The sequence below is a fragment of the Mucilaginibacter sp. P4_E8 genome (assembly GCF_056401495.1).
Genome location: NZ_JBFUJG010000011.1, coordinates 1 through 26,856, shown reverse-complemented (window position 1 = coordinate 26,856; position 26,856 = coordinate 1). Strand labels below are relative to the sequence as shown.

At 42.8% G+C, this 26,856-nt stretch carries 23 protein-coding genes; 11 read left to right on the top strand and 12 right to left on the bottom strand.

Going from position 1 to position 26,856, the window contains the following annotated elements; genetic code table 11:
- Positions 1-135: 135 nt before the first annotated feature.
- The 8 genes from AC1DRQ_RS06900 to AC1DRQ_RS06865 form a co-directional block, all read right to left on the bottom strand.
- Positions 136-1,287 (bottom strand): carboxymuconolactone decarboxylase family protein, encoded by a 1,152-nt coding sequence (locus AC1DRQ_RS06900; RefSeq protein ID WP_477423137.1) that lies wholly within the window; start codon positions 1,285-1,287, stop codon positions 136-138.
- Positions 1,287-1,934, bottom strand: a complete 648-nt coding sequence (locus tag AC1DRQ_RS06895) for a flavodoxin (protein ID WP_477423136.1) — start codon at positions 1,932-1,934, stop codon at positions 1,287-1,289. Before AC1DRQ_RS06895 ends, AC1DRQ_RS06900 begins: the two co-directional genes overlap by 1 nt.
- 138 nt (positions 1,935-2,072) lie before the next feature.
- A complete protein-coding gene (locus AC1DRQ_RS06890) occupies positions 2,073-2,585 on the bottom strand; it encodes a nuclear transport factor 2 family protein (RefSeq protein ID WP_477423134.1) in 513 nt (170 codons plus the stop codon).
- Positions 2,586-2,613: 28 nt separating this feature from the next.
- On the bottom strand, positions 2,614-3,075 hold the full coding sequence (locus tag AC1DRQ_RS06885) for a cupin domain-containing protein (RefSeq protein ID WP_477423132.1): 462 nt from the start codon (positions 3,073-3,075) through the stop codon (positions 2,614-2,616).
- 10 nt (positions 3,076-3,085) lie between these two features.
- Positions 3,086-4,069: an aldo/keto reductase gene (locus AC1DRQ_RS06880; RefSeq protein WP_477423130.1), complete on the bottom strand. Its 984-nt coding sequence runs from the start codon at positions 4,067-4,069 to the stop codon at positions 3,086-3,088.
- A gap of 10 nt (positions 4,070-4,079) precedes the next feature.
- Positions 4,080-4,475 carry a (R)-mandelonitrile lyase gene (locus tag AC1DRQ_RS06875; RefSeq protein ID WP_429399536.1) on the bottom strand — a complete coding sequence of 132 codons (396 nt, stop codon included), beginning with the start codon at positions 4,473-4,475 and terminating at the stop codon, positions 4,080-4,082.
- Positions 4,476-4,490: 15 nt separating this feature from the next.
- Positions 4,491-5,342, bottom strand: a complete 852-nt coding sequence (locus AC1DRQ_RS06870) for an aldo/keto reductase (protein ID WP_477423128.1) — start codon at positions 5,340-5,342, stop codon at positions 4,491-4,493.
- Between the two features lie 83 nt (positions 5,343-5,425).
- Entirely contained in the window at positions 5,426-7,066 is a 1,641-nt protein-coding gene (locus AC1DRQ_RS06865; RefSeq protein WP_477423126.1) for a carboxylesterase/lipase family protein, read from the bottom strand.
- 200 nt (positions 7,067-7,266) lie between these two features.
- Here AC1DRQ_RS06865 and AC1DRQ_RS06860 point away from each other — a divergent pair, with 200 nt between their 5' ends.
- Positions 7,267-8,163, top strand: a complete 897-nt coding sequence (locus AC1DRQ_RS06860) for a helix-turn-helix domain-containing protein (protein WP_429399540.1) — start codon at positions 7,267-7,269, stop codon at positions 8,161-8,163.
- A 261-nt stretch (positions 8,164-8,424) separates the two neighbouring features.
- Here AC1DRQ_RS06860 and AC1DRQ_RS06855 read toward each other — a convergent pair whose 3' ends face one another.
- Positions 8,425-11,061 carry a DUF5686 family protein gene (locus tag AC1DRQ_RS06855; protein WP_477423124.1) on the bottom strand — a complete coding sequence of 879 codons (2,637 nt, stop codon included), beginning with the start codon at positions 11,059-11,061 and terminating at the stop codon, positions 8,425-8,427.
- 253 nt (positions 11,062-11,314) lie between these two features.
- Between AC1DRQ_RS06855 and AC1DRQ_RS06850 the strand changes: the two genes are divergently transcribed.
- The 5 genes from AC1DRQ_RS06850 to AC1DRQ_RS06830 all read left to right on the top strand — a co-directional run bounded on the left by AC1DRQ_RS06850 (position 11,315) and on the right by AC1DRQ_RS06830 (position 19,696).
- Positions 11,315-11,779, top strand: coding sequence for a hypothetical protein (locus tag AC1DRQ_RS06850; protein ID WP_429399542.1), 465 nt, complete (start codon positions 11,315-11,317; stop codon positions 11,777-11,779).
- 120 nt (positions 11,780-11,899) lie between these two features.
- Complete coding sequence (locus tag AC1DRQ_RS06845) at positions 11,900-13,240, top strand: serine hydrolase domain-containing protein (RefSeq protein WP_477423122.1); 1,341 nt, start codon at positions 11,900-11,902, stop codon at positions 13,238-13,240.
- Between the two features lie 101 nt (positions 13,241-13,341).
- Positions 13,342-13,659, top strand: a complete 318-nt coding sequence (locus AC1DRQ_RS06840; protein ID WP_477423121.1) for a hypothetical protein — start codon at positions 13,342-13,344, stop codon at positions 13,657-13,659.
- A 398-nt stretch (positions 13,660-14,057) separates the two neighbouring features.
- A complete protein-coding gene (locus AC1DRQ_RS06835) occupies positions 14,058-19,016 on the top strand; it encodes an ELWxxDGT repeat protein (protein WP_477423119.1) in 4,959 nt (1,652 codons plus the stop codon).
- The gene (locus AC1DRQ_RS06830) at positions 19,004-19,696 is read left to right on the top strand and encodes a hypothetical protein (protein ID WP_477423118.1); all 693 of its coding nucleotides are present in this window, start codon (positions 19,004-19,006) and stop codon (positions 19,694-19,696) included. Before AC1DRQ_RS06835 ends, AC1DRQ_RS06830 begins: the two co-directional genes overlap by 13 nt.
- 43 nt (positions 19,697-19,739) lie before the next feature.
- On the opposite strand, the gene AC1DRQ_RS06825 is transcribed toward AC1DRQ_RS06830, so the two are convergent.
- Entirely contained in the window at positions 19,740-20,516 is a 777-nt protein-coding gene (locus AC1DRQ_RS06825; protein WP_477423116.1) for an NUDIX hydrolase, read from the bottom strand.
- Positions 20,517-20,657: 141 nt separating this feature from the next.
- Between AC1DRQ_RS06825 and AC1DRQ_RS06820 the strand changes: the two genes are divergently transcribed.
- The 4 genes from AC1DRQ_RS06820 (at position 20,658) to AC1DRQ_RS06805 (ending at position 25,167) form a co-directional block, all read left to right on the top strand.
- Positions 20,658-21,662, top strand: a complete 1,005-nt coding sequence (locus AC1DRQ_RS06820; protein ID WP_429399548.1) for a sugar phosphate isomerase/epimerase family protein — start codon at positions 20,658-20,660, stop codon at positions 21,660-21,662.
- An 11-nt stretch (positions 21,663-21,673) separates the two neighbouring features.
- The gene (locus AC1DRQ_RS06815) at positions 21,674-23,431 is read left to right on the top strand and encodes a GMC family oxidoreductase (RefSeq protein ID WP_477423114.1); all 1,758 of its coding nucleotides are present in this window, start codon (positions 21,674-21,676) and stop codon (positions 23,429-23,431) included.
- Positions 23,432-23,433: 2 nt separating this feature from the next.
- The gene (locus AC1DRQ_RS06810; protein ID WP_429399550.1) at positions 23,434-24,051 is read left to right on the top strand and encodes a gluconate 2-dehydrogenase subunit 3 family protein; all 618 of its coding nucleotides are present in this window, start codon (positions 23,434-23,436) and stop codon (positions 24,049-24,051) included.
- A gap of 189 nt (positions 24,052-24,240) precedes the next feature.
- On the top strand, positions 24,241-25,167 hold the full coding sequence (locus AC1DRQ_RS06805) for a S1C family serine protease (RefSeq protein WP_477423112.1): 927 nt from the start codon (positions 24,241-24,243) through the stop codon (positions 25,165-25,167).
- Positions 25,168-25,185: 18 nt separating this feature from the next.
- On the opposite strand, the gene AC1DRQ_RS06800 is transcribed toward AC1DRQ_RS06805, so the two are convergent.
- Together AC1DRQ_RS06800 and AC1DRQ_RS06795 are read right to left on the bottom strand one after the other, a co-directional pair.
- Positions 25,186-26,100 carry a glycerophosphodiester phosphodiesterase family protein gene (locus tag AC1DRQ_RS06800; RefSeq protein WP_477423110.1) on the bottom strand — a complete coding sequence of 305 codons (915 nt, stop codon included), beginning with the start codon at positions 26,098-26,100 and terminating at the stop codon, positions 25,186-25,188.
- A gap of 16 nt (positions 26,101-26,116) precedes the next feature.
- Positions 26,117-26,314 (bottom strand): hypothetical protein, encoded by a 198-nt coding sequence (locus AC1DRQ_RS06795; protein WP_429399553.1) that lies wholly within the window; start codon positions 26,312-26,314, stop codon positions 26,117-26,119.
- A gap of 203 nt (positions 26,315-26,517) precedes the next feature.
- On the opposite strand from AC1DRQ_RS06795, the gene AC1DRQ_RS06790 reads away from it, so the two are divergent.
- On the top strand, positions 26,518-26,856 hold a 339-nt coding region (locus AC1DRQ_RS06790), incomplete at its 3' end, for an RNA polymerase sigma factor (protein ID WP_477423108.1).

Sequence of the window (26,856 nt, the reverse complement as noted above, 5' to 3'; positions counted from 1 at the left end):
GTATAGTGCTTTATAAGTTAAAAGGTACAAAAAATAATTAATTTTAAATCATAGAACTGCTATAAATTGAGCTTGAGCTATCGTAATAGATTTTGTTGCCCCTGCTTTTATCAGACAAATTGGGCATCCATTTTATCACTTAAACTTAGCATACTCTTCGTCTGATACGCTGCCCATCCACACCACTATACCTTTGCCGTTATTTGGTCCCAAAGCGATATGTGACATAGAGCTATCCCGCGATGCTCCATGCCAATGAGCTACATTAGCGGGACATTTGATGACATCACCCTTGCGGATCAAACGGATAGGCTGGCCTTTTTCCTGGTAATACCCCACACCGTCTGTGATTAATAATATTTGTCCTGAAGGATGCAAGTGCCAGTTTGATCGCGCTTTTGGTGCGAAGGTCACATTGCCAACCGAGGTACTGTTCGCCGTGTCTACGCTCGTTAGCATGCTTACCCAGACATCACCGGTGAAATTACCATTGGAAACTTTGTTTCCTTTTGGGAAAGTCGGTTCCGAGACTATCGTCTGCTCTGAAGCAGGAGTTGGGGCGTTGCCCTTGGAACCGAACATGGCGTCTATGAATCGGATTGCCGAATTGCCAGCATTCGGACCAACAGCTTTCGACAATTGGGCAGCGATTCCCAGCAATTGCCCTTCTGTTAGGCCTGTGTTTCGTCCTACACTTAAATGGCTGCCAAGCTGAGCGTCGGCATTACCGATAGTTGCTAATATGGAGATCGTCGCGATCTCCCGGCTTTGATAGTCAAGATTATTTCTGCCAAAAATGTCAGCAAACAAATGCTCCTTTAAAAAGGTATCAATCACCGGAACGAAACCTTGTGTGGAATTTGCGGATCTGCCTGTCAGCTTTGCCTGGACATTTTTCCCAAACTGATACTTATCGTCACCATAATTTATTTTTGCCGGTTTCTTACCCTCTATATCCGTTTTTCCTATTTTCTTTCTATCATTAACAACATTTTGAAAGGTGCTGATCGCGTTCAAACTTCTCGGGAAACCTGCATAAGCATATAGCTGAACCAAAACTTCTTTAATCTCATTTACGGTCAGGCCTGCTTCCAGGCCTTTGGCTAAAGCAACTTTTAAATTAACCTGATCTCCTTTAGCGGCATATGCTGAAATAGGAACAATGGCTTGCTGTCTGGAAGTTAAAGGCAATTCACTTTTAGTCGTCTGCTGGCTGTAAGCAACTGAGCCGAGGCATATGATTAAAGTCAGAGATACGGAAAAGATCAATTTTGAAATATTACTCATTACTTAATGATTTTTATTTTTTTCAACCATGTTTTAATCTCTGTCTGTGCCTGCCTTTCTTTTGCACCTTCCATCACGAAGAGGATACCATCCCTTTCAATTCCACCTTTTATAGTATACCCATCCAATACGGTGCTGTTTGGACAAAGCGCTTTTATAGTTTCAAAAGTGCTGCCGATGCCATAACCGGCATTGGTATTAAAAGGAATGATAGTTTTCCCGCTCAGGTCATATTGCGTCAAAAAGCTTTTCATTGGCGGCGGCAGTTGCATGCCCCATGTAGGAAAACCAACGAATATCATATCATATTTCGCAATGCTGTCGATCTTCGTTTTAAGCGGTGGTAAAAAATCCGTTTCATTCTCCCGAACTACCTGCGCAACGATAGCCTGATAGTTTTCGGGATAAGGATTAACGAGCTCCAAGGCGACCAGTTTTCCGCCAACCTGTTTCTGAATGATCTGTGCGATTGCTTTGGTATTATTCGTCCGGGACAAATACACGATCAGTATTTTTTTATTACCATCGATAACCGTGGCAGTTGGTTTATCTGTTGTGTTACCGGGTAATTTTTGRGCCTTCGAACATCCCGCTATGGTGCTGAAAGCAATAGTTGCCATTACAAAAAGGACTTTTACTTTTTCCATAGATTTAAGTTTTTTATCCCTTACCGATGCTTCTGAAATCAGGTTTTTGGCGGCTGCATTTGAAGCAAGCAAGGTGCCATCTGCAAGTGTCAGGCCAGTTTTAAAACATCACGACGGTTCATATCTTATAAGTTGATGTTAATGTTGCGGCTGCGCCGTTTGCGGGATGTTGGTTTTCATTTTAACCGGCCTCACCAGCGTTGAAAAAGTGAGTGAGCCCATTTTCCATTTTCCRTTTTCCTTAAGGTACACTTCCGTCACCATAAACGCATGGACTACTTCGTTGCCGCCAACTACTGCCAGCAAATCGATATCATTTAACAGGATAGCGGTGTTACCAAAAATATTTACAGACGCGCCATAAACCTCTGCCTTCTTATACCAGATAAAGCCGCCTTTAATTGTGTTCAATTCCTGGGTCTTTCCCCAGCTTCCCCCCATGTGAACAAAGACACAATTCTCGGTAAACAGTCCGTTTAGAGACTCTACATTTTTGTCTGCCATCCATGTCCATTTCGTTTTGGATAGATCAAGGATCTCCTGCTCTTCTTTTGTAGTGCTTGTTGTTGCTGCATTTGGCAATTTAGCCTGAGCATGGGATAGCTGCACGGTGGCGAAACACAGGAACATTCCGATAATAGCTTTTTTCATAATCTTAGGTTTTAAGTTTGTATGTTGCTTAATTTTTAACGCTATTGTATTCCGCATCAGTTACCCTTTGAAGCCATACCGTTTTGTTTTTTGCGCTGTTTGTACTTACCGCCAGATAGGAAAAGGAACTTTTGGGTGATGCGCCGTGCCAGTGTGCAATGCCCGGAACGCATTTAATGACATCTCCTTTGTGAACCACCTGGATAGGCTTACCTTTTTCCTGGTAATAACCGGTACCTTCTGTAATCATCAGGATCTGCCCTGCGGGATGAATGTGCCAGTCGAGTTTTGCACTGGGTGCAAAAGTTGCATTTGCCACAGCAATATCAATGGTGCTGTCAGGCTTATTGAGTTCGGTAAGCCAAACCGTTCCGGTATGGTTATTTACGGTAGCGATCTCACCCTTTGGAAAAATGGGCGCGGTTTGCGCCGCTATACGGATTGCGATGCCTGCAGTTAATGCAATGGTAATGAAAAGTATTTTTTTCATGGTAGTAGTTTTAACGGTTAATCATTTTTTGTGCCTGTTCTGAATAACGGTGCCCCTGTACTTCAATCTGAGACAGGGCATCCCCAATCTCTTTAAGGTCATTGCCTGACAGCTCGATATCAGCAGCACCCAAGTTCTCTTCCAGACGGTGCAGTTTCGTTGTACCCGGGATCGGAACGATCCAGGTTTTTTGGGCGAGCAGCCAGGTTAAGGCTATTTGTGCCGAAGTTGCATTTCTGTCAGCAGCAATTTTGCCCAACAGGTCAACCAATGCCTGATTGGCTTTGCGGTTCTCTTCCGAAAAACGAGGAACGGTATTCCGGAAATCGGTTTTATCGAAAGTCGTATTTTCATTTATCGCTCCGGTCAAAAATCCTTTACCGAGCGGACTGAAAGGCACAAAGCCTATTCCAAGTTCTTCAAGCGTTGGCAGTATCTCCTTTTCCGGTTCACGCCACCAAAGTGAATATTCACTTTGCAGGGCTGCAACTGGCTGCACCGCATGTGCTTTGCGGATAGATGGTACGCCGGCTTCCGAAAGGCCGAAATGTTTTACTTTACCTTCCTGTATCAGGTCTTTAACCGTTCCCGCCACATCTTCCATCGGAATGTTTGGGTCAACCCGGTGCTGATAAAACAGGTCGATCACATCGGTTTTCAAGCGCTTAAGCGAGGCTTCTGCTACTGCTCTGATGGTTTTCGGGCGGCTGTCCGTCCCCAAAGGTGTTTTTCCTTCTTTAAAGCCAAATTTGGTTGCTATAACTACGTTGTTGCGGTATGCAGCCAACGCCTCGCCCAGCAACTCTTCGTTATCAAAAGGACCGTATGCTTCGGCAGTATCAAAAAAGGTCACACCGCGTTCTACCGCCGCGTGCAGCAATTTTATCGCGGCGGATTTCTCAGTCGCTGGTCCATAACCAAAGCTGAGACCCATACAGCCTAATCCTAATGCTGAAACTTCTAATCCACTATTTCCTAATTGTCTCTTTTTCATGTTGATGTTTTTAACTATGGTATTGTTTGTCTGTCACCTGCTCCAACCAGTCTACCGGCGAACCATTCTCTTTTTCCTGGACGGCGATATGGCTCATAGCCGTAACAGCGGTTGCGCCATGCCAATGTTTTTCATTCGGTTCAAAATAAACCACATCGCCGGGGTATATATTTTGCCTTTCATCGTCCTCACGTTGTACCCAGCCTGCACCAGCTGTAACGATTAATGTTTGCCCAAAAGGATGCGTATGCCAGGCTGTACGTGCACCGGGTTCAAATGTGACTAATGCCATCACAACGCGGGCAGGTTCAGGCGGTTCATTCAGCGGGTCAATCCGGACAGAGCCGGTAAAATATTCAGCAGGTCCTTTTCCCGAAGACCTGGAGCCAATACGTTTGATTTCCATAATTTGATAGAATAATTAATCGTTTAGTTTACGCTCTCCAAGCCATTTCACCATTTTCGGATCACGATGATCGAAAAAGCTGCTGGTGTTTGTGTCCATTGTTTTGATCTTATCCATTTCCTCAGCGGTTAACTGAAAATCAAGGCTGTTCAGGTTTTCGGCCATGCGTTCTTTACGCACAGATTTTGGAATGGCAACCACGCCTTTTTGCGTCAACCAACGCAGGATAACCTGGGCAATTGATTTATTGTATTTATCACCGATAGATTTAAGCAACTCGTTCTTAAAAATATCATTCTTGCCCTCCGCAAACGGTCCCCATGATTCGATCTGCACCTTATTATCAATCATGAACTGCTGCGCATCATGCTGCTGGTGGAACGGATGTGTTTCTACCTGGTTAACCGCCGGAACGATCTCGTTGTGAATGATCAGGTCAATCAACCTGTCGGGCTGAAAATTACTTACCCCGATGGCTCTCACCTTTCCTTCTTTATAAAGTTCTTCCATCGCCCGCCATTCTCCATAAACATCGCCAAAAGGCTGATGGATGAGGTACAGGTCGAGGTAATCCAGCTGCAGTTTCTTTAAAGAGTTTTCAAAAGCCTTTTTCGCTCCTTCGTAACCATTAGATTGTATCCACAGCTTGGTGGTGATAAACAGTTCTTCGCGAGTTACGCCGGCAGACTTTATGGCTTTGCCAACGGCTTCTTCGTTCATATAAGATTGCGCGGTGTCGATTAGCCTGTAGCCGGTTTCTATAGCATCAACTACACTTCTTTCACATTCGGCCAGGTCGGTCACCTGGAAGACGCCGAATCCTAAGATGGGCATTTCAACGCCGTTATTTAATTTTACTGTTTGCATAATTTCTTTTTACTAAACCTGTACAAAGGTCACATCTATAATTCTGATAAATGGGATACGGATTACGGACATTTATACCATTATTACAGATTGATGGTTTGGTGCAGGTTCCCGGAAGTAACGGCCTTTTCGATAACGTCGATCCTTGCTTTCTTTGGATCTGGTTTACCCACTGCTGAGCCATCCGCCTGGATCTCCAAAAGTTGATTTTCTTTGGGATCATAAACGGGCCATTTCGGCAATCCACCTCCATTAGGATTGCCTGTTTTGGAAAAATTTGTCCAATAGGCATTCATTATATTGGCGACCTCCTGATCTTTTTGTGCTACGGGCGCTCCATTCCTGTTAACCGGGTTGCCGAACACATAGGCTATTTCAGATGCATGTGCCGCGCCATACCGCATCCACTGTTGCATGGAAGGAGATACGTAGGAGAAAAGATAAATATAGGCCGGCGCTCCTTTAGCTGTAAAGGCCCTGGCGGTAAACCGGGCGGGTTCTGCCCATACCTTATCAGTGTTAACCATGGAAAGCATTTTGGAAAATTCGGTAGTGCCATCAGGATCGTAAACTGCCTTTGCTTCAGCCTTCATGTTACCGAACAAATTCAGTAACGAGTCTTTCGAACTGGCGTTAACAAAACCGGCGGGTACTTCTGCACTGTTCGACCCGATCATCAGCGGGATTTTTAGAGCCCTGCCGGTATTGTAGGCGCTCTGCGCAGTTTCTACAACCAGTTTGCCGTCGAGGATCGGCCCTGAATAGATCAGCGGCCCTCCACGACCATCACTTTCCTGGCCTCCGTCAACGATCTCTGACACACTAAGGGACCTTAATTTTTCCAGAGCCCCAGCATCCGTGCCTTCGATTCCATGCTTCTTGGCGAAGTTTATACCAATAGCTTCTGCCGATACCGGATAATAGGCATCGGCGTTGTCTTTACTGATCGGTCGCCCGGTGAGCACACCATCGCGGCCACCGCCAGACTCGATAATGGCCTTATGAAATAAGCCCTTTGCACTCGGAATGGTCAAAAGTGATTGTACAGAAACCCCACCTGCAGACTCACCAAAGATGGTTACGTTCTTCGGATCACCGCCGAAAGCCGCAATGTTTTGCTTCACCCATTTAAGTGCAGCGATCTGATCCATGTAACCGTAATTGCCTTTATATTCTTCCGGATGCGCTGCACTAAGCGCCGGAAAAGCAAAAAAGCCGAGCCGGCCAAGGCGATAGTTGATGGTGACCAGCATAACGCCGTGCTTTGCAAATTGTACGTAATCAGCATCTGTCTGCCTGCCGCTGCCGGCAACGAAACCACCGCCATGTATCCATACCATTACCGGTAGTTTTGCGCCCGACGGGGAATCTGCGGGCTTCCAAACGTTAAGAAAAAGGCAATCTTCAGCAGATGTTTTTGATATTTCCGTTCCATTACGGGGCCATCCCATCTGTGCGCAATCCGCGCCGAATTTGCTCGCGTCACGGTCACCTGTCCAGACAGGATAGGGTTGCGGCGGCCTCCAGCGGTTGGCACCTACCGGCGCAGCGGCATAAGGTATTCCCTTAAAGCTGGAAACATCTCCCTCAGTCACGCCGCGCAGTATGCCGGATGCGGTGCGAACTGTAGGTCCAGTAGCAGCATTAGTAACTTTATTTTCTGTTTGCTGCGCGTGCACAGAGCAAGCAATCAACAAAACAATACCTGTTAAGGTTCTTTTCATAACACTGCAAGATTGAGATTAGGTTTATTATAGACTACCGGGCATACGCTCAAAAGCTTGCCGGTTATACAAATGTCAGGTGTTTCATCGACGCTGGCATGATACAGATTACGGATGTTTATACCATTATTACTGATTTAGATAGGTTCAGTATCAACCCATTGATTATTAATGTAAATTAGAATTAAAAATAACCGGTTATGGATGACATGCGACGTTTCAACACGATCAGTGAATATAATGCCTTTAATAAAAATGAGACAAAGCACCCTTTAGTAAGCGTGGTGGATCTGTCAAAAGCCGACCCAAGGCAAGGCTCCAGGATGTACTTTGGCTTTTATATTGCATTTTTAAAAGATGTAAAATGCGGTGATCTGGTATACGGCAGAGACACTTATGACTACCAGGAAGGCACATTGGTTTTCATGGCACCGGGACAAGTTGCCGGTGTAAACAGTAACGGCGAAACCTACCAGCCCAAGGGCTACGCGCTTGCATTTCACCCAGATCTGATACATGGTACATCGCTTGGCCGCCGTATTCAGGAATACACTTTCTTCGGCTACCAGTCAAGCGAAGCGTTGCATTTGTCTGGTCGGGAAAGGAATATCGTTTTAGATTGTTTCTCCAAGATAGATTACGAACTGGAGCGCGGTGTAGACAAACACAGTAAACGGCTCATCGTATCGAACATAGAACTTTTCCTGGATTACAGTGTTCGTTTTTATGAGCGTCAATTTATTACCAGGGATCATGTGTATCAGGGTGTTTTGGAAAAGTTTGAAAACCTGCTGAATGATTATTTTGCTTCTGACAGGCCACAGGATGTTGGGTTGCCGTCAGTTGCTTATTGTGCAGAACAGCTCCATTTATCACCTAATTACTTTGGCGACCTGATAAAAAAGGATACCGGCAAAACTGCGCAGGAATATATACAAGCTAAACTAATAGATGTTGCGAAAGAAAAGATTTTCGATGGCAGCAAAACCATTAATCAGGTGGCATACGAGCTGGGCTTTAAATACCCTCAGCATTTTGTTAGGGTGTTTAAAAAACGGGTTGGCCATACACCGAATGAGTATCGCTCAATGAATTGACCATAACATCTCGCAGTAAGCAGCAGGGCATCACCAACATGAGATTGGTGATTTGATTACCCACTCTGTACGGTGCACCGTTGAACCGGCTTATGGTGGTAAGTGAATAATCCTGTCCTGTTACATAGCGATATCAAATCAAAAACCTGTAAATATGCTGATTTACATGGTTTTATGTTTTTTTGCCCCATGCCAATTATGCCAATATATCTCAAGCTGTTGTTCACCAATCCGAAAATCGATGATTGATCAGCAAAGAATTTAAAGATGGGGGCTAAAGCTAAGTTTAACGCCGTATGCCGAAACCGCGGGATGATCAAGATAGTTGAACCTTTTGATCACATCTATTCTTAAAAATTTGAAAATATTTCCGATACCGGCACCTCCTTCAATATATGGTGTATCGCCTAACGAAAAAGTGCCGTTTGATCCGTTTGAACCTACCGGGAATTGATAAAGGTCTTTTGAAAATAATGGGTTGTTTTCGTTACGTAAACCACCATATAATACTTTAAAGGAAAGGTATTCTCTCCATTTCAAATGCCGGATCAACGGGATCTTGTTCAGGATGAAACCGCTAAAGCTGTGTGTAAGATTAAGGCCTATATAATGATCGCTAACAAATTCCAGGTAGTTCATTTTGTTATACGCATCGGGATCATAGGCTATGGACTGATTAGCCCGCAGAATGCTAAGTAACGGAAATGGGACTTTCCCTGTTGTGATACTCCCCAATAAGGTGATATCCGAGTAACCTAACTGTGAGAGGTAAAAACGCTTGTAAATATTGGCGGTAATGTTGTTATAGGCATATGAGCCGTTAAATACATCTTTAAACGCGTGGCTTACTTGCAGGTTCAAGATCGGGTACCTGCTATGAATGGTATGCCGTTCCTGCGTACCCTGTATAATTTGCTCATGCGGCGCGTATCTCATGTTCAGTTCAACCTCGCTGGTAGTTAAGCTATGGATGATATTATGATCAGCATTATTTGACCGGAATTCCAGTGTGCCTGCCGGTTGCTGGTTCCAGTTTCTGAAAGCAATGTTAAAGGAAAAATGATTTTCAAAATCCCTCACGTAAGCAACGGTATAAGTTTTGTTATATAACCAGTAATCTGTTTTACCGGTGCTGAAGGATGTAAGTGCCGCCTGTTCAGGAATAATGGTCAGGCTTTGTCCCGGAAGGTCGGCATCGTACCGGTAACTTACTTTAAAATAGTTGCGGGGGTACCGGAAAGGAGACACCCTATTTAACGAAAAATAGGTGTTAAGGTTATATTTTACCTGTTGATCCCTAAAACCATAAGCTATGTGATCTTCCAGATAAATGGTACTGTTAAACTGGGGCGTCGTTCGGCCGCCTACCTGTAGCCTGGAACCCTCCTGTGTGTCGTAGGCGTAAGTAGACCCAAGAGGCCCTAATTGCACTGGGCCGATATTGGCGTAGCCGCCGGTAAGTGCAGAAGCGATCCAGGTGGTTCTTTTAAATGAGGGCATGTTTTCCAGCCGCGTAACATGCGCATATACTTTAGCTTGCTGATGATTCAATGTATCCGGGCGGTGATGAGCCCAATAACTTGTATCGGCTTGGTTAGAATTTTCAATAACCTGCTCGCTTTTCCCCGCATAAAAGGCGTCGGGCTGGGGGGCGTTTAATTTATAATTGGAAAATACGGCCGTACGCTCGCCAATTACACCCATTCCTTTCTCCTTTAAAAGGCCAAAATCAGCCCTGACATTGCTTTTTACCAGGAAATAACGACCCGAGTCCTGCTTAAAATCCTGTTGGATGTTGAGGCTGCGCATAAAATTGATATTGATCTCTTTATTTACTTTCAATTCGCACGATTTAACGGCATAATTTCCATCCATCGTAACGTATAATTTGCCTTCAAACAAGAGGTCGCCCTTGTTGCGTGGGGTAAAGCTGATCTCTATTAATTTTTCGGCTGTTGTTTTAACAGTATCGGTGATAAAAAACTTATAAAAATCGGGTGCATGATTTGCAATCGGGCTCAGGAATTGTCGATTGATAATAAAGATGTTATTTGAATAGATATCAACACTATTACCATAAAGACGGTTGAGATAAATATCGAGCCCCGTGGTATCGATAAATTTAAGGATGTTGGTTTGTTTTTGAGCGTTAAGGATCTGGATAGACTTTGATGGATCTTTGCGATAATAGTTTTGAAACAGTTTTTCGCTAAAAAAAACAGGTAGTGAAGTTTGCGTTTGTCCGTTTATTTTTGAAGTTGTATCAAGCATAAACTTGTACTGGCTGAAAAAACGCCCGTTCAGGAATTTATTGGAAAGGTTGAAAACTGAAAGCCCGATACGCTCATACAAATCATACTGCAGGTAGTTTGAACTTTGCATCCGGTTCCTTTCTTTGTGATCAATAACCTGTTGAATAAGCTCAACCGCGGGGTTTCCTTTGTTACGGTACCGTTTACTTTTAGCCGATGTTATTTTGACTTCTTTTAGCTGGGTTTCAGTGTACCTGAGTTTAACAGATAGGTTATTGACCTGCCCGGGATTAATTTTCCTGATTTCTGGTATATATCCCATAGATGAATAAGATACCTGGTTAAAAGAACCGGGAGCACTTAATGAATAGTTGCCATGATTATCTGAAGTGGTGCTATAAGAACTGCCCGTAAAACTTACCCGGATAAATGAAAGTGGTGCCCCTGACGCTGCGTCGGTAATACGCCCGCTTACCTGTGTCGACTTATCCCCGGTATTGCTTTGTTGTTGGGCCGATACGCTTAGCGAAATGAAAATAAAGTATAAAAAACTTAGTTTCTTTAATTTATAAACGCTTTGGAACGCGGTCATCATCCGCATAGCGGGAGTCAATCGTGTAGAGGGATTCCAAAAAATAAATGCCAACTGAATAAATAATTTATTGATAAAAAATAAAGCAGGTATTTATACAGTCATTCAATTATGTTAGGGCGTATTTAAATTTCAGTCCTAAATTAACACTTAAATCTGTATTTAACCTGATGTTTTTGGCATATTTAAGCAAATTGCTCTGTTTCAATTAGTTTCGGTGGCGCGGGTTTCAATGCGAAAATGTAACGGGTGAAATTAAAAGTATTATGGTTTAAAATATTTTTATTGAATAATCGTCTGCATCAGTATGTACGTAACCTTATTAGCATTACACTCCTTCACCCGCTGGCTGGTATTATGCACCCTGCTTTTTGCCATCTTTGGCGGCTATCGCGGTTGGTTATTGGATAAGCCCTATTTAAAATTCGATAATGCGGTAAGGTATACGACTGCTACCGTGGCGCATATTCAATTAGTATTGGGTATCTGGCTTTATTTGCTCAGCCCAATAGTCTCCTATTTCTTACATAACTTCAGTACAGCAGTGCATGAACGTGCCATCAGGTTTTTTGGCATGGAACATATTACCATGATGCTCATAGGGATAACTGTTATCACGATTGGCTCTGCTAAAGCCAAACGGAAAACAACGGACAGGGAAAAATTTAAAACGATAGCAATTTGGTTTACGATAGCCCTGTTAGTCATTTTAAGCTCGGTGCCCTGGTCTTTTTCGCCACTGATCAGCCGACCGAATTTCAGGCATTTTTAACAGAAACAAATTCCCTGCGCTAATCCAAATTTTTTTATAAAAATACTTGAAATACAAAATGTTTTCATTTAACTTTGTATTGCAAAGTACTTTTTTTAACAAATAGACTCGATTAACGCTATGAACATTAAAATATCATTTGCGCTTTTATTGACGCTGGCGGTGTTTACCACCGGATATGCACAAACTTTTGACAAAGCAAAGTTAGACCAGTATTTTGACTGGCTCGCTGAAAGAAATAAGGCGATGGGCACTCTTGTCATTTCAAAAGATGGAAAGGTGCTTTACAACCGGTCTATTGGGTATGGCCAGATCAGCGAAACGGTAAAGAAACCACTGACTGCAGAAAGCAGATACCGGATCGCTTCGGTCACCAAAATGTACACCGCTGTAATGATCTTTCAACTTGTCGAAGAGAGAAAGTTAAAGCTCACTGATACACTCGGTAAATTCTTCCCTCAGGTTGCTAACGCCGGAAAAGTTACCATCGCACAGATCCTCGCACATCGAAGCGGGATCCATGATGCACTCTTAGATGAGAAATTACGGCCTGCATCGAAGACCAGCCCCGTAACGAAAGAGGAATTACTCAACATAATTTCAAAAGGCCCGTCTGATTTCGAGCCGGGCTCAAAGCACTTGTACAGCAATTCCGGCTATGCCCTTTTAGGTCTTATTGTTGAAAAATTGAGTAATAAATCCTATGTGGAAACGCTAAGGGGCAGTATTACTTCAAAGATCGGGCTCAACGATACCTATATCGCTACGGGAAATATTGATGTAAATAAAAATGAAAGCCTTACTTACCGGTATACCGGCGGCTGGAAACAAGAACCAGAAACTCATCCAAGCATTCTTTTCGGTGGAGGTTCGATCATTTCTACACCGAATGACATGGTCAAATTCATCCACGCGTTGTTTGACCTGAAACTAATCTCTAAGGAACACCTCGAACTGATGAAGACGATCAGGGACGGCGACGGGTCAGGAATGGAACCTTTCCTGTTCGCTGGCAAGACCTTCTACGGGCATACCGGCGGAGGCGACAACTATGGCGCGTGGCTGGCTTATCTGCCGGAAGAAAAGCTGGTAGTCACTTATGCAACAAATGCGAAGGTTTACCCGGTAGCAGACATAATGAAAAACATTATGGATATTTACTACAATAAACCGTTTGAGATCCCCACCTTCGAACCCGTCGCCATCAGCGCAGAAGTTCTGGACAATTATATAGGAGTTTATTCGACCACAGGAGCTCCTGTAAAATTCACGATCACCAGGAATGGCGCTACCCTTTACATTCAACCGCAGGGGCAATCTGCAGCTCCGCTCGAAGCAACGGCACGGGATAAATTCAAGATCGAGGGCACCAACGGCGTAACATTTGAATTCGACGCAGCAAAAAAACAGATGATCATGAAGCGGCCAGGTGTTGAAAGGGTATTCACAAAGGAAAATTAACTTCCTGGTTTAAAGGTTTAGTGAATGTGGTTAAATCTTAGTTTAAAAAAATAAGACTCCGTTTGACATTAATAAAAACATAATTTTAATTGTAATAGCGTATGAAAACTTCAAGAACAAGATTCGTTTTCTTCTTCCTCATCTTTGCTTTTGCCTTTCTTTTTAGCACCACTTTGTTTTTGGATCAACCACCAGAATCTTTACTCGGATCGGGATCACAAGTAGCCTGGAAATCTGTCGTATCCGCAATTGTATCTCCTATCAAAGTTATTTTGATAGGACCGCTATTGCCTTTTATTAAATTTTTACGTCAAGATCCGGATACTCCGCCTCCATTTTTTCTTGTCGGGTTTGCTTTCTACTGGTCTATCCTTGCCATAATCCTTCATTATCTGCTGAGTAAAATAAAACGCTCTTAACTAAAATACCTGATCAGGTTCACATCGGCGCAAGGCCAATGCCGGTTATCCGGGCTTACTGCGATCACTTGATACGGGTGGTAGCGCAGCGTTTATAAAAACGTTGAAGGAAAGTTCATCCTTGCTCCGCTTATTGCGCCTTTAAATTTTTTACCGGGTTCACCAGGGCTGCCTTTATTGACTGGAAACTGATCGTAAACAAAGTGATCTTATCAGGTAGAGGAGTATAGTAAAAGTGTCACAGAATCCGTCAGCGCAACTTCAAAACTGCCAGTAATCGCTGCAAAATATGTTTCGTTTTAGGCAGATCTCTATGATTGATGAAATATTTCACTATTTTCGAATAGAATTACAACCTTATCATATTCTGCTAAATGTGTCGAAAATACATACTCCTTTTGATAACAATATTTTGTTGTGTCAACATTTCCAATGCCCAAAAATTCCTGAAAAATTTCTCGTCTGTAGGGCCTATTACGAAGTATAATAATTACCTGCTGTTTGCTGCCGATGACGGCGTTCACGGGAATGAGCTATGGAAAAGCGACGGAACTGTTGCAGGTACGGTTTTGGTAAAGGATATTGCCCCCGGTGCTCCTTCATCAACGGTAAGCGGGTTAACTTTATATAATAATAAGGTATATTTTTCAGCTAATGATGGCGTAAACGGAGCAGAGCTTTGGAAAACCGATGGAACCGCGGCGGGTACAACTATGGTTAAAGATATCAACCCAAGCCGTATTGGCAATAATGGATCAATCCCGGCAAACCTAACAGTTGTAAATGGTGTACTGGTATTTACAGGGACCGATTCAGACAGCACACCTACTTCGGCAGTATTTAAAACAGATGGCACTGCAGCCGGAACTATACGATTAACTGATTTGGATTATTTTGGATCGGGACAGTTTACCGTTGTTAAAAATARTGTTTTTTTTACGCGCGAGGGAAACCGGGCGCTATGGAAAACGGATGGAACGATAGCTGGTACCAAAGCAGTAGCAGTTGATGATTATTATACGGTTGATGCGCTACGCGCCGTGAATGACGGATTGGTTTTTATCACCAACACCTCGTACAGGCAAAACATCCGCCTATATCACCTTGGTTTTAATGATGATAAGCCCATTTTACTTCATCAATATGATGCCGTAACCTACGGAACAAATGATATTGACAATATAACGGCAGTAGGCGATGGATTTTTCTACTCCATCAGAACGGTGGATGCCAATGACAATGGCATTGATTACCTATGGCATAGTGATGGTACACCAAACGGAACTGTTAGTATCAAGAGTTTTGACTGGAAACGATATTTAAGTGGCTCACAAATGCAAAGTTTTGTTAGTTATAACAGTAAACTATATTTTGCCGTTACCTCAAATTTTGCTTTATGGAGTAGCGACGGTACTACCGCGGGCACTGTTAAGGTATCTGATGCCGCTGTTAACACCTCGGTAACACCGGTTGTATCAAATAACCGTCTGTTTTACAATGCGTTGGGCAGCCTATGGTCGGTTGATGCTTCGGGAACAGCCAAAAGCCAGTTTAGCGCTCCAAATCCGGCCTCTTTGTTTGATCTTAATAACACGCTTTATTTTACTGTGAAAAGTTCGAATAACTTTGTTACAGCCCTCTGGAATAATGTTTCCGGACCTGTGCTTGCAGTTACCGCCGATTATGGCACCATAGCATCAGGCGATAAGATGAGTTTCAGCTCAAAGGTTGATAGTGCCGTTATAAAATCATTCACCCTAAAAAATGCCGGTAATACAGATCTCGTATTATCAGAAATCAGTGTTGCCGGAACACCATTTTATGTTAACGGGACGCCAGCGCAAGTGATAAAAGCAGGTGAACAAGCCACCTTTAAACTTGAATATTTGCCGGGAAAAGAAATACAGGATAAAGGAAGCCTGCTAATCAGGAGTAATGACAGCTTTCAGGGTAATTTTGTTGTTGACCTAACAGGTAGCAGCATAGGTAAAGCGGATATTAAAAATCAGCTACCGGGTGGGGGGCTGCTTAAATATATTGACTTTACAGATACATCCGCAGTAATAAATTTAAGTGCCGGCACAGTTAATGAAAACAAGCCTAAAGGTACAGTAGTTGGGGCCTTTTCGGTTAAAGACAGTAATAATGCTTTCACTTACCAGTTTATAAACGGAACCGGATCAACCGATAATAATAGCTTTACAATTGTAGGTAATGTTTTAAAGACCAATTCAGTATTTAAATACGCCGACAAAAATACGTACACCATACGTGTAAAAGCCAGTCATGATACAACTAATCATGAACAGGTTTTCGCCATCAGTGCTTCCCAGGACGCTACTGTTGTTACAGCCGGCAATTGTAATACGGTAGTCCAAAATATGGCTTATTCCTTAAATAGTGTTGATTTTGCCGGTAACCGGATAGTGGCAGTTGGCGAAAATGGAAATATCATTAAATCAGATAATAATGGTAAGGATTGGAGCATGGCAAACAGCGGCACCGGCATGTCGCTTAACAAAGTACAGTTTACCGATGATAAAACAGGGTATGCATCTTATGTAAATAATTATCAGTCGATATTACTGAAAACTGAGGATGCTGGTGATAACTGGTTCCCGATTGATGTAACGGACCAGCTTGTAAAGAATAGTTTTTTTGTAAATAACAATGTTGGATATGCTTTTACCGATCAAGCCTCTTTAAAATCTACCGACGGCGGCCGTTCATGGAAAAAGAATGCTTCAATTGGGTTTAGTTTTATGAACTCGGCATATTTTATTGATGAGCAAACAGGTTTCGTATGCGGTTCTGATCGCACATTGTTCCGTACAAAAAACGGCGGTGGTACCTGGGCGAGAATAACCACAGTGCCGTTGGGGGAGTATACCAATTTGTTTAAAGTTATTTTTACGAGTAACAAAACGGGTTATATTATAAGTACAGCAGGTGATGTAGTTAAAACTACTGATGGCGGGGATAATTGGACAAGAGTGGGTGTTGTAAATGATTATATAACAGATTTTTATTTCACCGATGATAAAACAGGATATATTTTGGCTGGCTATGGAGGCTCAATCATCTATAAAACCGTAGATGGTGGTATAACGTGGACAAATGACCTGCAACCCGGTTTTGCAACATTTTTTGGAATAAAATTTAATAAAAACAAGACCATTGGTGTGGCTGTAGGTTCGGGACAAGGGCTGGGGTATTCGGGTGCGGCGGGCCGTGGTATCTGGATGAAACAGGGTACTGATAGCTGGAAAAATATATCAATGCTGCCAAGCAGTGATGATTACTACAGTATTAATTTCATTGACAATAAAAATGGTTATGTGTTTGGAAAATATAAGACCGCAAAAACCACCGACGGCGGGATCACCTGGACCGAAATGCCATTAACCGGCACATATGGCTTAAGACACAGCGCTTTTGTTAAAAACACAGGTTATGCTGCTGATCTGTTGGATATGTATAAAACTACTGATGCCGGTAATAGCTGGACCAAAATACTAACAGGCGATGGTCCCGAGCAGATAAGAAGTGTTTGTTTTGTAAATGCAGATACTGGTTTTTATTCTACATATGCGGATAATGGCATTGTAGCCAAAACTACCGACGGTGGTGTTCATTGGTCCAAAACAGATATCTCGAAATTTGGCTTTGTCAATAACCTCGAATTTCTTAATTCCAATTTAGGATTTGGTGTAGGAGGACAGGGAACAATTATAAAAACTACCGATGGCGGCAATAGCTGGAAAAGAATAATTACGGATGAAAACTATTGGTTTACCAGTGTACACATATTTGATGAGAATAATATTATTGCCGGCGGGCTCGATGGCGTACTGTTACGCTCTAAAGACGGAGGCGTAAGCTGGAACCTCATCAGATCAACTATACAACAGGCGGATATCAGTCACATTAAGTTTCTTGACAAGAATCATGGTTATGTTTTTGCCGGCAACTATGGTAATTCTTACGGTTATATTTATGAAACGTTTGACGGAGGGGAAAACTGGAGCTATTTAACATCTACAAATGACGAAGGAAGCGGAGTGGATAGTTATGGTAATGTAGTATATATAGCAGGAAACGGAGGGTCGGTTAGTAAAATAGCCAGTCCTGAAATTTTCTCAGAACTTGGTTATATAACTGGGGAAACCACCGTAGCTGAAAAAATAAAGAACCAGTATACGGTGGCGGCAACTGCCGGTACCAATTTTAAATGGTCATTTACCGGCGATGCAAAATTGACATCGTTGGGTAACACCGCTACTGTACAATGGAATACACCCGGTAAATACCAATTGCAGGTTAGCGCTTATAATAATTGCGGACAAGGCAGCGTACGATCCCTGGATATTACTGTCGATTCAACCTTTAAGTCAAAGGTAACCGGTCCTGATACGGTGTTCGCGCATTCCCTTAATGTTGCCTATAATGCGGTATTGCATGAGAATAGTACTTATAGCTGGGTGGTTAGTGGCGATAGTACTACTAGAACAACGGCCAATAACGCGATTATTAATTGGGCCACTGCCGGCACAGGCAAGATTGAAGTTATTGAGACTCAATTGAGCACAGGCAATAAAACATCTGCTATTCTTAACGTAACTATCAAAAATCCGCCATTTTCTTTACCGCAAACAAATTTCAAGATCAAGGCTATCGCCGAATCATGTAAAGGAAGTAATAACGGGCAAATAAAGATTTCTGCCGATCGTAAATTGAATTATACGGCAACGCTACAAATGGGCAACTTTGGAAAATCAGTTTCCTTTAAAGATTCGGTTTCCATAAACAACCTTACGACAGGTACATATCACGTATGTATAAGCGTGAGCGGTCAGCCCGATTACCAGCAGTGCTATGATGTTGTAATAGCTGAACCGAAGGATCTGGCGGTGTATGCAACAGTAAATCAAGTCGATCGTACTGTAAGCCTTGCTTTAGATGGCGGTATAAGTTATAATGTGAATTTAAACGGAACCGTTTACACTACTACTGCTGGTCATATTACACTTGAGCTTGCAGGTGGCAGTAATACGGTTATAATAACAACCGATAAGGAATGTCAGGGTGCGGTTAAACAACTGTTTGTATTGCCTCAAAATATTGTGGCTTATCCTAATCCATTTGTTGATAGGGTGAGCCTTCAGCTAAATACCCGTAATGCCAGAAAAGCCACAGTTGAGGTACGGGACATGAGCGGCAAGGTCGTGTATTCTGGTAGTCCCATTATAGAAGAGAACAAACTGAACCTGGCGTTTGGTTCGCTGAACTCAGGCGTTTTTATTTTAAAGTTAACATTGGATAATAAGCAATCAGTGATCAAAATATGGAAAAAATAAAATATACCTTAACGATGTTATTGGTTGCTGTGTTTATAGCATCGTGTGGTGGTAAGCATAATGACCCGATGGTGAATCCTACCGCCTCGTTACTAATATTTCCGGATAAGGATGCTGCTTGTATAGTAGGAGGCAATGTATCTGCAACGCAAAGTACGGTTAGTTTTAAATGGCAAAGTGCCGCCACAGCTGATAGTTATGATATAACAATAAAAGACCTGATAAGTGGAAATACCATAACAAAATCATCATCAGGGCTGCAGCTTGACATTGCGTTGGCGTTAAACACACCTTATTCATGGTTTGTTACATCAAAAGTTAAAAACAATAGCAGCACTGCAAAAAGTGATACCTGGCGATTTTATAATTCAGGTCCGGGCGTAAGTTCATACGCTCCATTTCCAGCCGAAGTAATAAGCCCGGCTATGGAGCAAAAAATTGATGCTGTTTCCGGTAATGTTACCCTGAGCTGGAGCGGTAAGGATATAGATAACGATATTGTTGATTATGACGTTTACCTGGGCAATTCATCAACTCCTGTATTATTGAAAGCAAACGTTACTGACAGTAAGGTAGCTGTGGCGGTAACGTCTAAAAAAACATACTATTGGAAGATCATCACCCGCGATTCAAAAGGTAATAAATCCGATTCCGGGGTGTTTCAATTCAGTGTTAACTAAACGTACTTTAAAGTAATAATCTTTGATCATCATTATTTCATATTTAAGTCAGCGTTGTCCCTGTTTCTAATGCCTTAGTGTATTTTTTCTTATCAAATTTGTATAAGAAAGGCGCCCGGTGAGGGCCTATATTACGTTTTTCGTTCAGCTTTTTGATCAATCCCAAAAACACCAGCTTTTTTGGGAAGTTGCGTATATCCAGCTTTTTATCTAACAGCGTTTCATAAACGGCATGGATCTCTGTAAGGGTAAACTTAGCAGGCAACAGTTTTTCGGCAATGGGATAATAATATAACTGCATCCGCAAGGCGTGGAGTGAATCTTTTACCATCTGATCGTGATCAAACAGCAGTGGAGGCACCTCGTTAATATTGAACCAGGCACAAAAATCAGACATGACATCAGCCTGTGGTGTAACCAGCGAAAAATCAGTAAGCGCATAATACCCAATAGAAATGGTCTGATCCATTAGCCAGCTATCTTTAATATATGTTAGCTCCAGTTTTTTTGAAAAACTTTCAAAATCCATATCATTCCACTTAATGCGGTCGGGATCGCCAAAGGTTTTGTATTGTTGCAGGTACAGGTCCGTTAAGCTGGTTCTTTCAGCCACAATGCGGTTAGCGGCTTCATCAAGGGTTTCCGTTCGTCTGATATACCCGCCGGGCAGGCAATAGCCGTCAAGTGCCTTATAGCTTGATAACAATATTTTTAACTGGTGGTCATGATATCCGAATATGGCGGCATCAATAGACATGTGCGGCATATACTGCTTATGCCCGTTGATGATAAAATCCTGAAGTTCTGCAACACTGTTCATATCGGTTTAAAGTACGTCAAAATCAGTCTAAAAATAAAAATAAAAAAATCTATTTGGTAAAATTTGCAAAATAGAAATTAAGCCATAACTTTATTGTGTAAATTTTACCAAATAGAAACCTCCTTTTACCATTAACCAATTATGACATTAAACAGAAGAGACTTTATTACCCGTACCGCAATGGGCGCGGCGGGGATTGGTATAGCCAGCACTATTCCCGATTTTTTATATGCTAAAACAGAACATAAAGATGATGGACTGTTTTTTAAGCTTGCCTTATCACAGTTTTCGCTGGCCAGCCAGTTCTGGAGCAAAAAGCTCGACCCGCTTGATTTTCCTTTGAAAACGAAAACCGCCTTCGGTATTGAAGGGCTCGATTACTGTTCCATGTTTTTTGCTGACAAAGCAAAAGACACTACGTTTTTAAGCGAATTAAAAAAACGATCGGCCGATAATGGTTGCTACAACCTGCGCATCATGGTTGATGGTGAAGGGGTATTGGGCGACTTGAATACCGAAGAAAGATCAAAAGCCATTGAAAAACATTATAAATGGATAGATGCTGCCGCTTTTTTAGGTTGCCCCATGATCAGGGTGAATGTTGAGGGTGAAGGTAAACCCGACGAGGTGGCCAAAGCCGCCGAAGACAGCCTGGCTAAACTGATTGAATATGGCAGCAAGAGCAAGATCGATGTGATAGTAGAAAACCATGTGGGTATATCCTGTAATGGCGCATGGCTGGCTGGTGTAATGAAAAGCTTAAACAACAAACATAGTGGCACCCTGGCCGACTTCGGGAATTTTTGCATCAACCGTACCAAGCCCGAAGCGCAAACCATGGCTGCCTATATGAAAACCAAATGCCTGGAAGAGTATGACCGCTATAAAGGTATCACCGAGCTAATGCCTTATGCCAAAGGGGTGCACGCCAAAACCCACACGTTTGATGCTGATGGAAATGACACCGAAACCGATTTTAATAAAATGTTCAGCATCATCAAAAAATCGGGTTTTAATGGCTGGGTGAGTATTGAATATGAAGGCGGTCTGTTTAAAATGTATGCACCCGAAAGCAAATACCTGGACGATGACGCAGGAGTTCTGGCTACCAAAAAACTGGTTGAAAAAGCAGGCAAAGCAGTTTAATATAGAGCGGTATGAAAGATATCCAGATAAAAAAGTCGGCCGAAGTTTATGATGTGGTCATCATAGGTTCGGGCGCGGGTGGTGGCATGTCCGGTTATGTGCTGGCTCATGCAGGTATCAAGGTATTGATGCTGGAGGCGGGACCGTTCTTTGATCCGGCCAAAGATTCGCAGCAATTAAAATGGCCCTATGAATCGTTAAGACGCGGCGGCAACGCCACCCGGCCCATGGGCGATTTCGACGCGGCCTATGGCGGCTGGGAAATAGATGGTGAACCTTATACCCAAAAAGGAGATACTGATTTTAAATGGTTCAGGGCAAAGATGCTGGGCGGTCGTACCAACCACTGGGCACGCATATCTTTAAGAATGGGCCCTAAAGATTTTAAGTGCAATAGCAGTTTTGGCGTAGGCGACGACTGGCCAATCACTTATGAAGATATTAAGCCTTACTATGATAAGGTTGACCGGCTGATTGGGGTATACGGCTCCATGGAAGGTATGGAGAATGATCCGGATGGTATTTTTTTGCCGGCGCCAAAACCCCGGCTAAATGAACTATTTGTAAAAAAAGCCGCCACCGGGCTGGGTATCAAAGTAATTGCCGGCCGGGGATCGGTACTTACCGCACCGTTACCGGGCAATAAAGATAGGGGAGCCTGCTTTTTTTGCGGGCAATGTAACCGCAGCTGTAAAATATATGGCGATTTTTCGGCTTCGTCATGCTTGGTGATCCCGGCCATGAAAACCGGTAACCTCACTGTAATTACCAATGCCGTGGTGCGCGAAATACTGACCGGCAGCGATGGACTGGCCAACGGGGTGTCCTATATCAATAAGGATGATATGCAGGAGTATACGGTAAAGGCAAAAACAGTGATCCTGGCGGCCGGCACCTGTGAATCGGCGCGGATCCTCCTTAATTCTAAATCGGCACAACATCCCAACGGTTTGGCCAACAGCAGCAATGTGGTAGGCAAATATCTGCATGATTCTACCCAGGGCGGTGCTGCCGCTATCTTACCTCAATTACTCAACCGCAAGCGTTTTAACGAGGATGGTGTCGGCAGTCTGCACCTGTACGCGCCCTGGTGGGGCGATCATAAAAAGCTGGATTTTGCACGTGGCTATCACCTGGAAATATTTGGCGGCATGATGATGCCATCATACGGAGGATATTTGGGTTTTGAAGGTACACTGGTGCCCTATATTAACGGGTATTTGCCCGGACCTGATGGGAAAATGAAACCTGGTGGCGGTTTTGGCAAATCATTAAAAGAAGATTACCGCCGCTTTTACGGGACGATGGCCGGCGTGGGCTGTCACGGCACTGATATCGCCAAGGAAGATAATTATTGTGAAATAGATAATACCGTTGTTGATAAATATGGTATCCCGGTATTACGCTTTAATTACAAATGGGGCGAACAAGAAATAAACCAGGCCAAACATATGCAGCAAACCACGCAGGAAATTATAAAAGCAATGGGCGGCATCCCCCTGGGACAACCAGCCGGTGCCGACAAAAATTATGGTTTGGATAAGCCGGGCAAGGGTATCCATGAGGTTGGAACGGTACGTATGGGCGATAAAGCTAACAAGTCTGCATTAAACAAATGGTGCCAGGCACATGACTGCCGGAACCTTTTTGTAGTTGATGGCGCGGTGTTTACGCAGCAATCCGAGAAAAATCCAACCTGGACCATTCTGGCGCTTTCCATGCGTACCGCGGAGTATATTATCGATCAAAAAAGAAAACTAAACAGCTGATTATGAACAGAAGAGAAAGTTTAAAAGCCATTGGTTTATCGGTTTCAACAGTGGTACTGCTGGATGCTTGTAAAACAACTCCCGAAGTAAAAACAAAAGATAGTAAGCCAACAGCAGAACCCGGTAAACAAGATTACGAAGTGGCCAGGGACAAACACCTGCAGACCGAAAAGTTTTTTACCGCGCATGAGCTCGCCACGATCACCGTACTGGCCGATATCATTATCCCAAGGGATGAACATAGCGGCAGTGCTTCGGACGCTAAAGTGACCGATTTTATTGAGTTTATCGTAAAGGACGAACCCGAACATGCCCTGCCTATGCGTGGCGGCCTGCGTTGGTTGGATGTAAAGTGTTTAAATATATACGGTAATGAGTTTAAAAGCAGTACACCACAACAGCAGGAAGCCATAATTAGTGAAATTGCTTACCCCGCACAGGCAAAACCGAATATGCTGCCAGGTGTCACTTTTTTCAACAAAATGCGTGAACTTACTGCAATTGGTTTTTTTACCAGCAAAATAGGTATTGCCGATCTCGGGTATAAGGGAAACTCGCCCGGTAAATGGGAGGGTGTGCCGGCGGGTGTTTTAAAGCAATATGGGTTGGAGGGGGTTTAAATTTCATGCAGCGAATTTCTGCGAAGGCGGAATGTAACCCCTTATTGGGAATAACCGGATTTTATTACACCACCAGCTTCTGTTTGGTGTCATTAAGACAGCCTCAATTTGCCTGATTACAAAACGATGACCTGAAAACATGCCATGCTGTCCAAATTTTAAATGGTCGGCATTTTGATAAACAAAGACATGGACTCATATTCAGAAACAATTATACAGGCCACTGAGAAAGTAAGTTCGGCAGTAGTCAAGATCGAAAAATATATTTACAATAGGGACAAACTGGTGCCGTCCGGAACAGGCTCCGGCTTCCTGTTTTCTTCGGATGGTTATCTCTTTACCAATAGTCATGTGATAACCAAAGCGAGGCAACTCAAAGTTATTTTTGAAGATGGCCGGTCATTTTTGGCAGAGCTTGTAGGGGAAGATCCATTAACCGACCTGGCGATTTTAAAGATTGATGCCGATGATTACACTCCGGCAAAACTGGGCGACTCAGATATGCTGAGAGTTGGCCAAATGGTGATTGCCATAGGAAACCCCTTAGGATTTCAGTATACGGTTACCGCAGGGGTGGTTAGCGCGCTGGGGCGTTCACTTCAGGGTGTAAGTGGGGCAACGATGGATGGCATGATCCAAACGGATGCTGCGTTAAATCCTGGAAATTCTGGTGGGCCGCTTGTTAACAGCGATGGCGAAATCATAGGCGTTAATACCGCTATTATTAATGGGGCCCAGGGTTTGTGTTTCGCTATCAGTATTAATACAGCCAAATCCGTCGCAAATCAGCTCATTCGATTCGGCAAGGTTAAAAGAGCTTACATCGGTGCCAGTTTACAGCAAATTGAACTTGTTCCAAAACTGCGGAGTTTTCATGGGTTGAAAAACAAACAAGCGCTTTTTGTAACTCAGGTTGAAAGAAATAGCCCGGCGATGAAAGCTGGTCTTTTAAGTGGCGATATTATTTACGCGTTTAATGATCGTTTGACTGAAACTTCTGACCAGTTATTTAAAGTACTTTCCGAAGACAAGATCGGGCAATTTCAATATATGAATATCATCAGAGGGAGTCAAAACCTGGAATTAAGGATTACACCAATGGAAAGGGGCGACTAAATAAGTCGCCAGGTAGCTTTACCTATGTAATCGCAGTTTCTTAAGGTAACCCAACAGCTCTTTTGGTCTGTCAGTTTGAATGATGGTTGCACCGTGAGCGATCAGCCAGTCCCAGCTGTCCTTTGTATTTCCCAAATCAACAGCCGTATCATCATCATGCCCTGCATTCAGGCTTGCCCACAGAGAATTAATCCATATTTTGGATCCGTTATTTTTAATGAACCCATAATCAGACAAAATAGCCGAGGTATCTGTTTTAAAATTAAGTTCAAATGCTAYCGGCTTGATATGTTGCTGATAATCTTTAATAATTTGCCGGGCACCAGGTTTATCCAAATCAACAACTGCCATAAAGGTAATACTGTCTATAACTTTGGGGTACCTGTTCTTCAGCGCTTCATAAACTGCATCTGTTTTAAAAATGGCTTGTTTTAAAGTACCTGTATTTTTTAGTATCTGGTAAGCCTCATCGTAGTAGTTATAACTCTTATCCAGGTTAATCAGCACCTTACCTTTAGCCAGCAGCATTACCTCTTGCAATGTAGGTATGGTATGAGCGGTAACCCTGCCTAAGCCATTTTTTAGATGGAACTGTTTTAATTCACTCCATGTATAATCGCCCGGTTTCCCTTTACCATCGGTGGTCCTGTCGATAGTTTGATCATGCATAATTACAATTACACCGTCTTTGGTTTTATTCAGGTCCAGTTCAATAATATCAACACCCATGGTTATGGCATTTTTGAAAGCCTGTAATGAATTTTCCGGGGCATTGCGCCAGTCGCCCCGGTGCGCGGTAACCATGATCTGCTTATCCGAATGGTTGTGCAACTGATTAACCAGGCTATCTATCCGGGTTGTTTTTTGCGCGCTTACCGTTTGGCTAAACAGTGTTAAAATAAACGCAATGCCGATGTTATAATTTGTCTTCATGTTCTTTTATTAAAAATTAGCGGGCTTTATTTACTGCATAAAGCCCAAAATGTTCATTATGCTGGTGATAGCGCTTGCGCGGCCCTGACAGGTATGGTAGGGAAGAGGCAGTTATCGGGAGTTGTTGTCGGTAGCGGTGAACAACCACGGCGAAAGCACCCACGTTGTCATTTTGCATTAAAGTATGCAGCGCTTCGTCATACAAATTCTCCATTTCAGCAAAAATAGGGTTCGCAGGTTAATTTCTTATTAATTCGAAAATTTGTTTTATGGTTACATTTTACACCCATTTATGGAGGTTTAGTTACCACTTATTGTTACCATATTGTGCCAGTAATGGTAAAGTATGTGTAGTTTTTTTTCATAATATTGTACCATAATTCTACGCTAAATGCCTTAATACTAATTTTTTACGCCATGACTTCATTTTCAGAAAATTTGATCTTGCGCGGACTGAAATCTGGTGAACCTTCAAGGCGTAATTTTGAAAAGGAGCTTTATAAAACATTTTTCTATTTAATAAAAGAAGCGGAAAAAAAATATGGCATTCCTGATGAGGAAGCTGCAAGTATATACTCCGATACCATTCTGGCTGTTATTAAAAATATAATCTCGGGGAAATTTGAAGGGCGCTCTTCCCTTAAAACATACATCTATCAAATATTTTCTAATAAATGTGTTGACCTTTTGCGAAAAAAAACGACAAATAAGGGGAGGTTAGAAGATACCATACCTTATGATAGTTTGGTTTATGAG

What these genes read in the sequence shown, in the direction of transcription:
- AC1DRQ_RS06900 (WP_477423137.1), bottom strand. Translation starts at nt 1,287, where the DNA reads ATGAGTAATATTTCAAAATTGATCTTTTCCGTATCTCTGACTTTAATC.
- AC1DRQ_RS06885 (WP_477423132.1), bottom strand. Translation starts at nt 3,075, where the DNA reads ATGAAAAAAATACTTTTCATTACCATTGCATTAACTGCAGGCATCGCA.
- AC1DRQ_RS06880 (WP_477423130.1), bottom strand. Translation starts at nt 4,069, where the DNA reads ATGAAAAAGAGACAATTAGGAAATAGTGGATTAGAAGTTTCAGCATTA.
- AC1DRQ_RS06875 (WP_429399536.1), bottom strand. Translation starts at nt 4,475, where the DNA reads ATGGAAATCAAACGTATTGGCTCCAGGTCTTCGGGAAAAGGACCTGCT.
- AC1DRQ_RS06870 (WP_477423128.1), bottom strand. Translation starts at nt 5,342, where the DNA reads ATGCAAACAGTAAAATTAAATAACGGCGTTGAAATGCCCATCTTAGGA.
- AC1DRQ_RS06865 (WP_477423126.1), bottom strand. Translation starts at nt 7,066, where the DNA reads ATGAAAAGAACCTTAACAGGTATTGTTTTGTTGATTGCTTGCTCTGTG.
- AC1DRQ_RS06860 (WP_429399540.1), top strand. Translation starts at nt 7,267, where the DNA reads ATGGATGACATGCGACGTTTCAACACGATCAGTGAATATAATGCCTTT.
- AC1DRQ_RS06850 (WP_429399542.1), top strand. Translation starts at nt 11,315, where the DNA reads ATGTACGTAACCTTATTAGCATTACACTCCTTCACCCGCTGGCTGGTA.
- AC1DRQ_RS06845 (WP_477423122.1), top strand. Translation starts at nt 11,900, where the DNA reads ATGAACATTAAAATATCATTTGCGCTTTTATTGACGCTGGCGGTGTTT.
- AC1DRQ_RS06840 (WP_477423121.1), top strand. Translation starts at nt 13,342, where the DNA reads ATGAAAACTTCAAGAACAAGATTCGTTTTCTTCTTCCTCATCTTTGCT.
- AC1DRQ_RS06830 (WP_477423118.1), top strand. Translation starts at nt 19,004, where the DNA reads ATGGAAAAAATAAAATATACCTTAACGATGTTATTGGTTGCTGTGTTT.
- AC1DRQ_RS06825 (WP_477423116.1), bottom strand. Translation starts at nt 20,516, where the DNA reads ATGAACAGTGTTGCAGAACTTCAGGATTTTATCATCAACGGGCATAAG.
- AC1DRQ_RS06820 (WP_429399548.1), top strand. Translation starts at nt 20,658, where the DNA reads ATGACATTAAACAGAAGAGACTTTATTACCCGTACCGCAATGGGCGCG.
- AC1DRQ_RS06815 (WP_477423114.1), top strand. Translation starts at nt 21,674, where the DNA reads ATGAAAGATATCCAGATAAAAAAGTCGGCCGAAGTTTATGATGTGGTC.
- AC1DRQ_RS06810 (WP_429399550.1), top strand. Translation starts at nt 23,434, where the DNA reads ATGAACAGAAGAGAAAGTTTAAAAGCCATTGGTTTATCGGTTTCAACA.
- AC1DRQ_RS06805 (WP_477423112.1), top strand. Translation starts at nt 24,241, where the DNA reads ATGGACTCATATTCAGAAACAATTATACAGGCCACTGAGAAAGTAAGT.
- AC1DRQ_RS06795 (WP_429399553.1), bottom strand. Translation starts at nt 26,314, where the DNA reads ATGGAGAATTTGTATGACGAAGCGCTGCATACTTTAATGCAAAATGAC.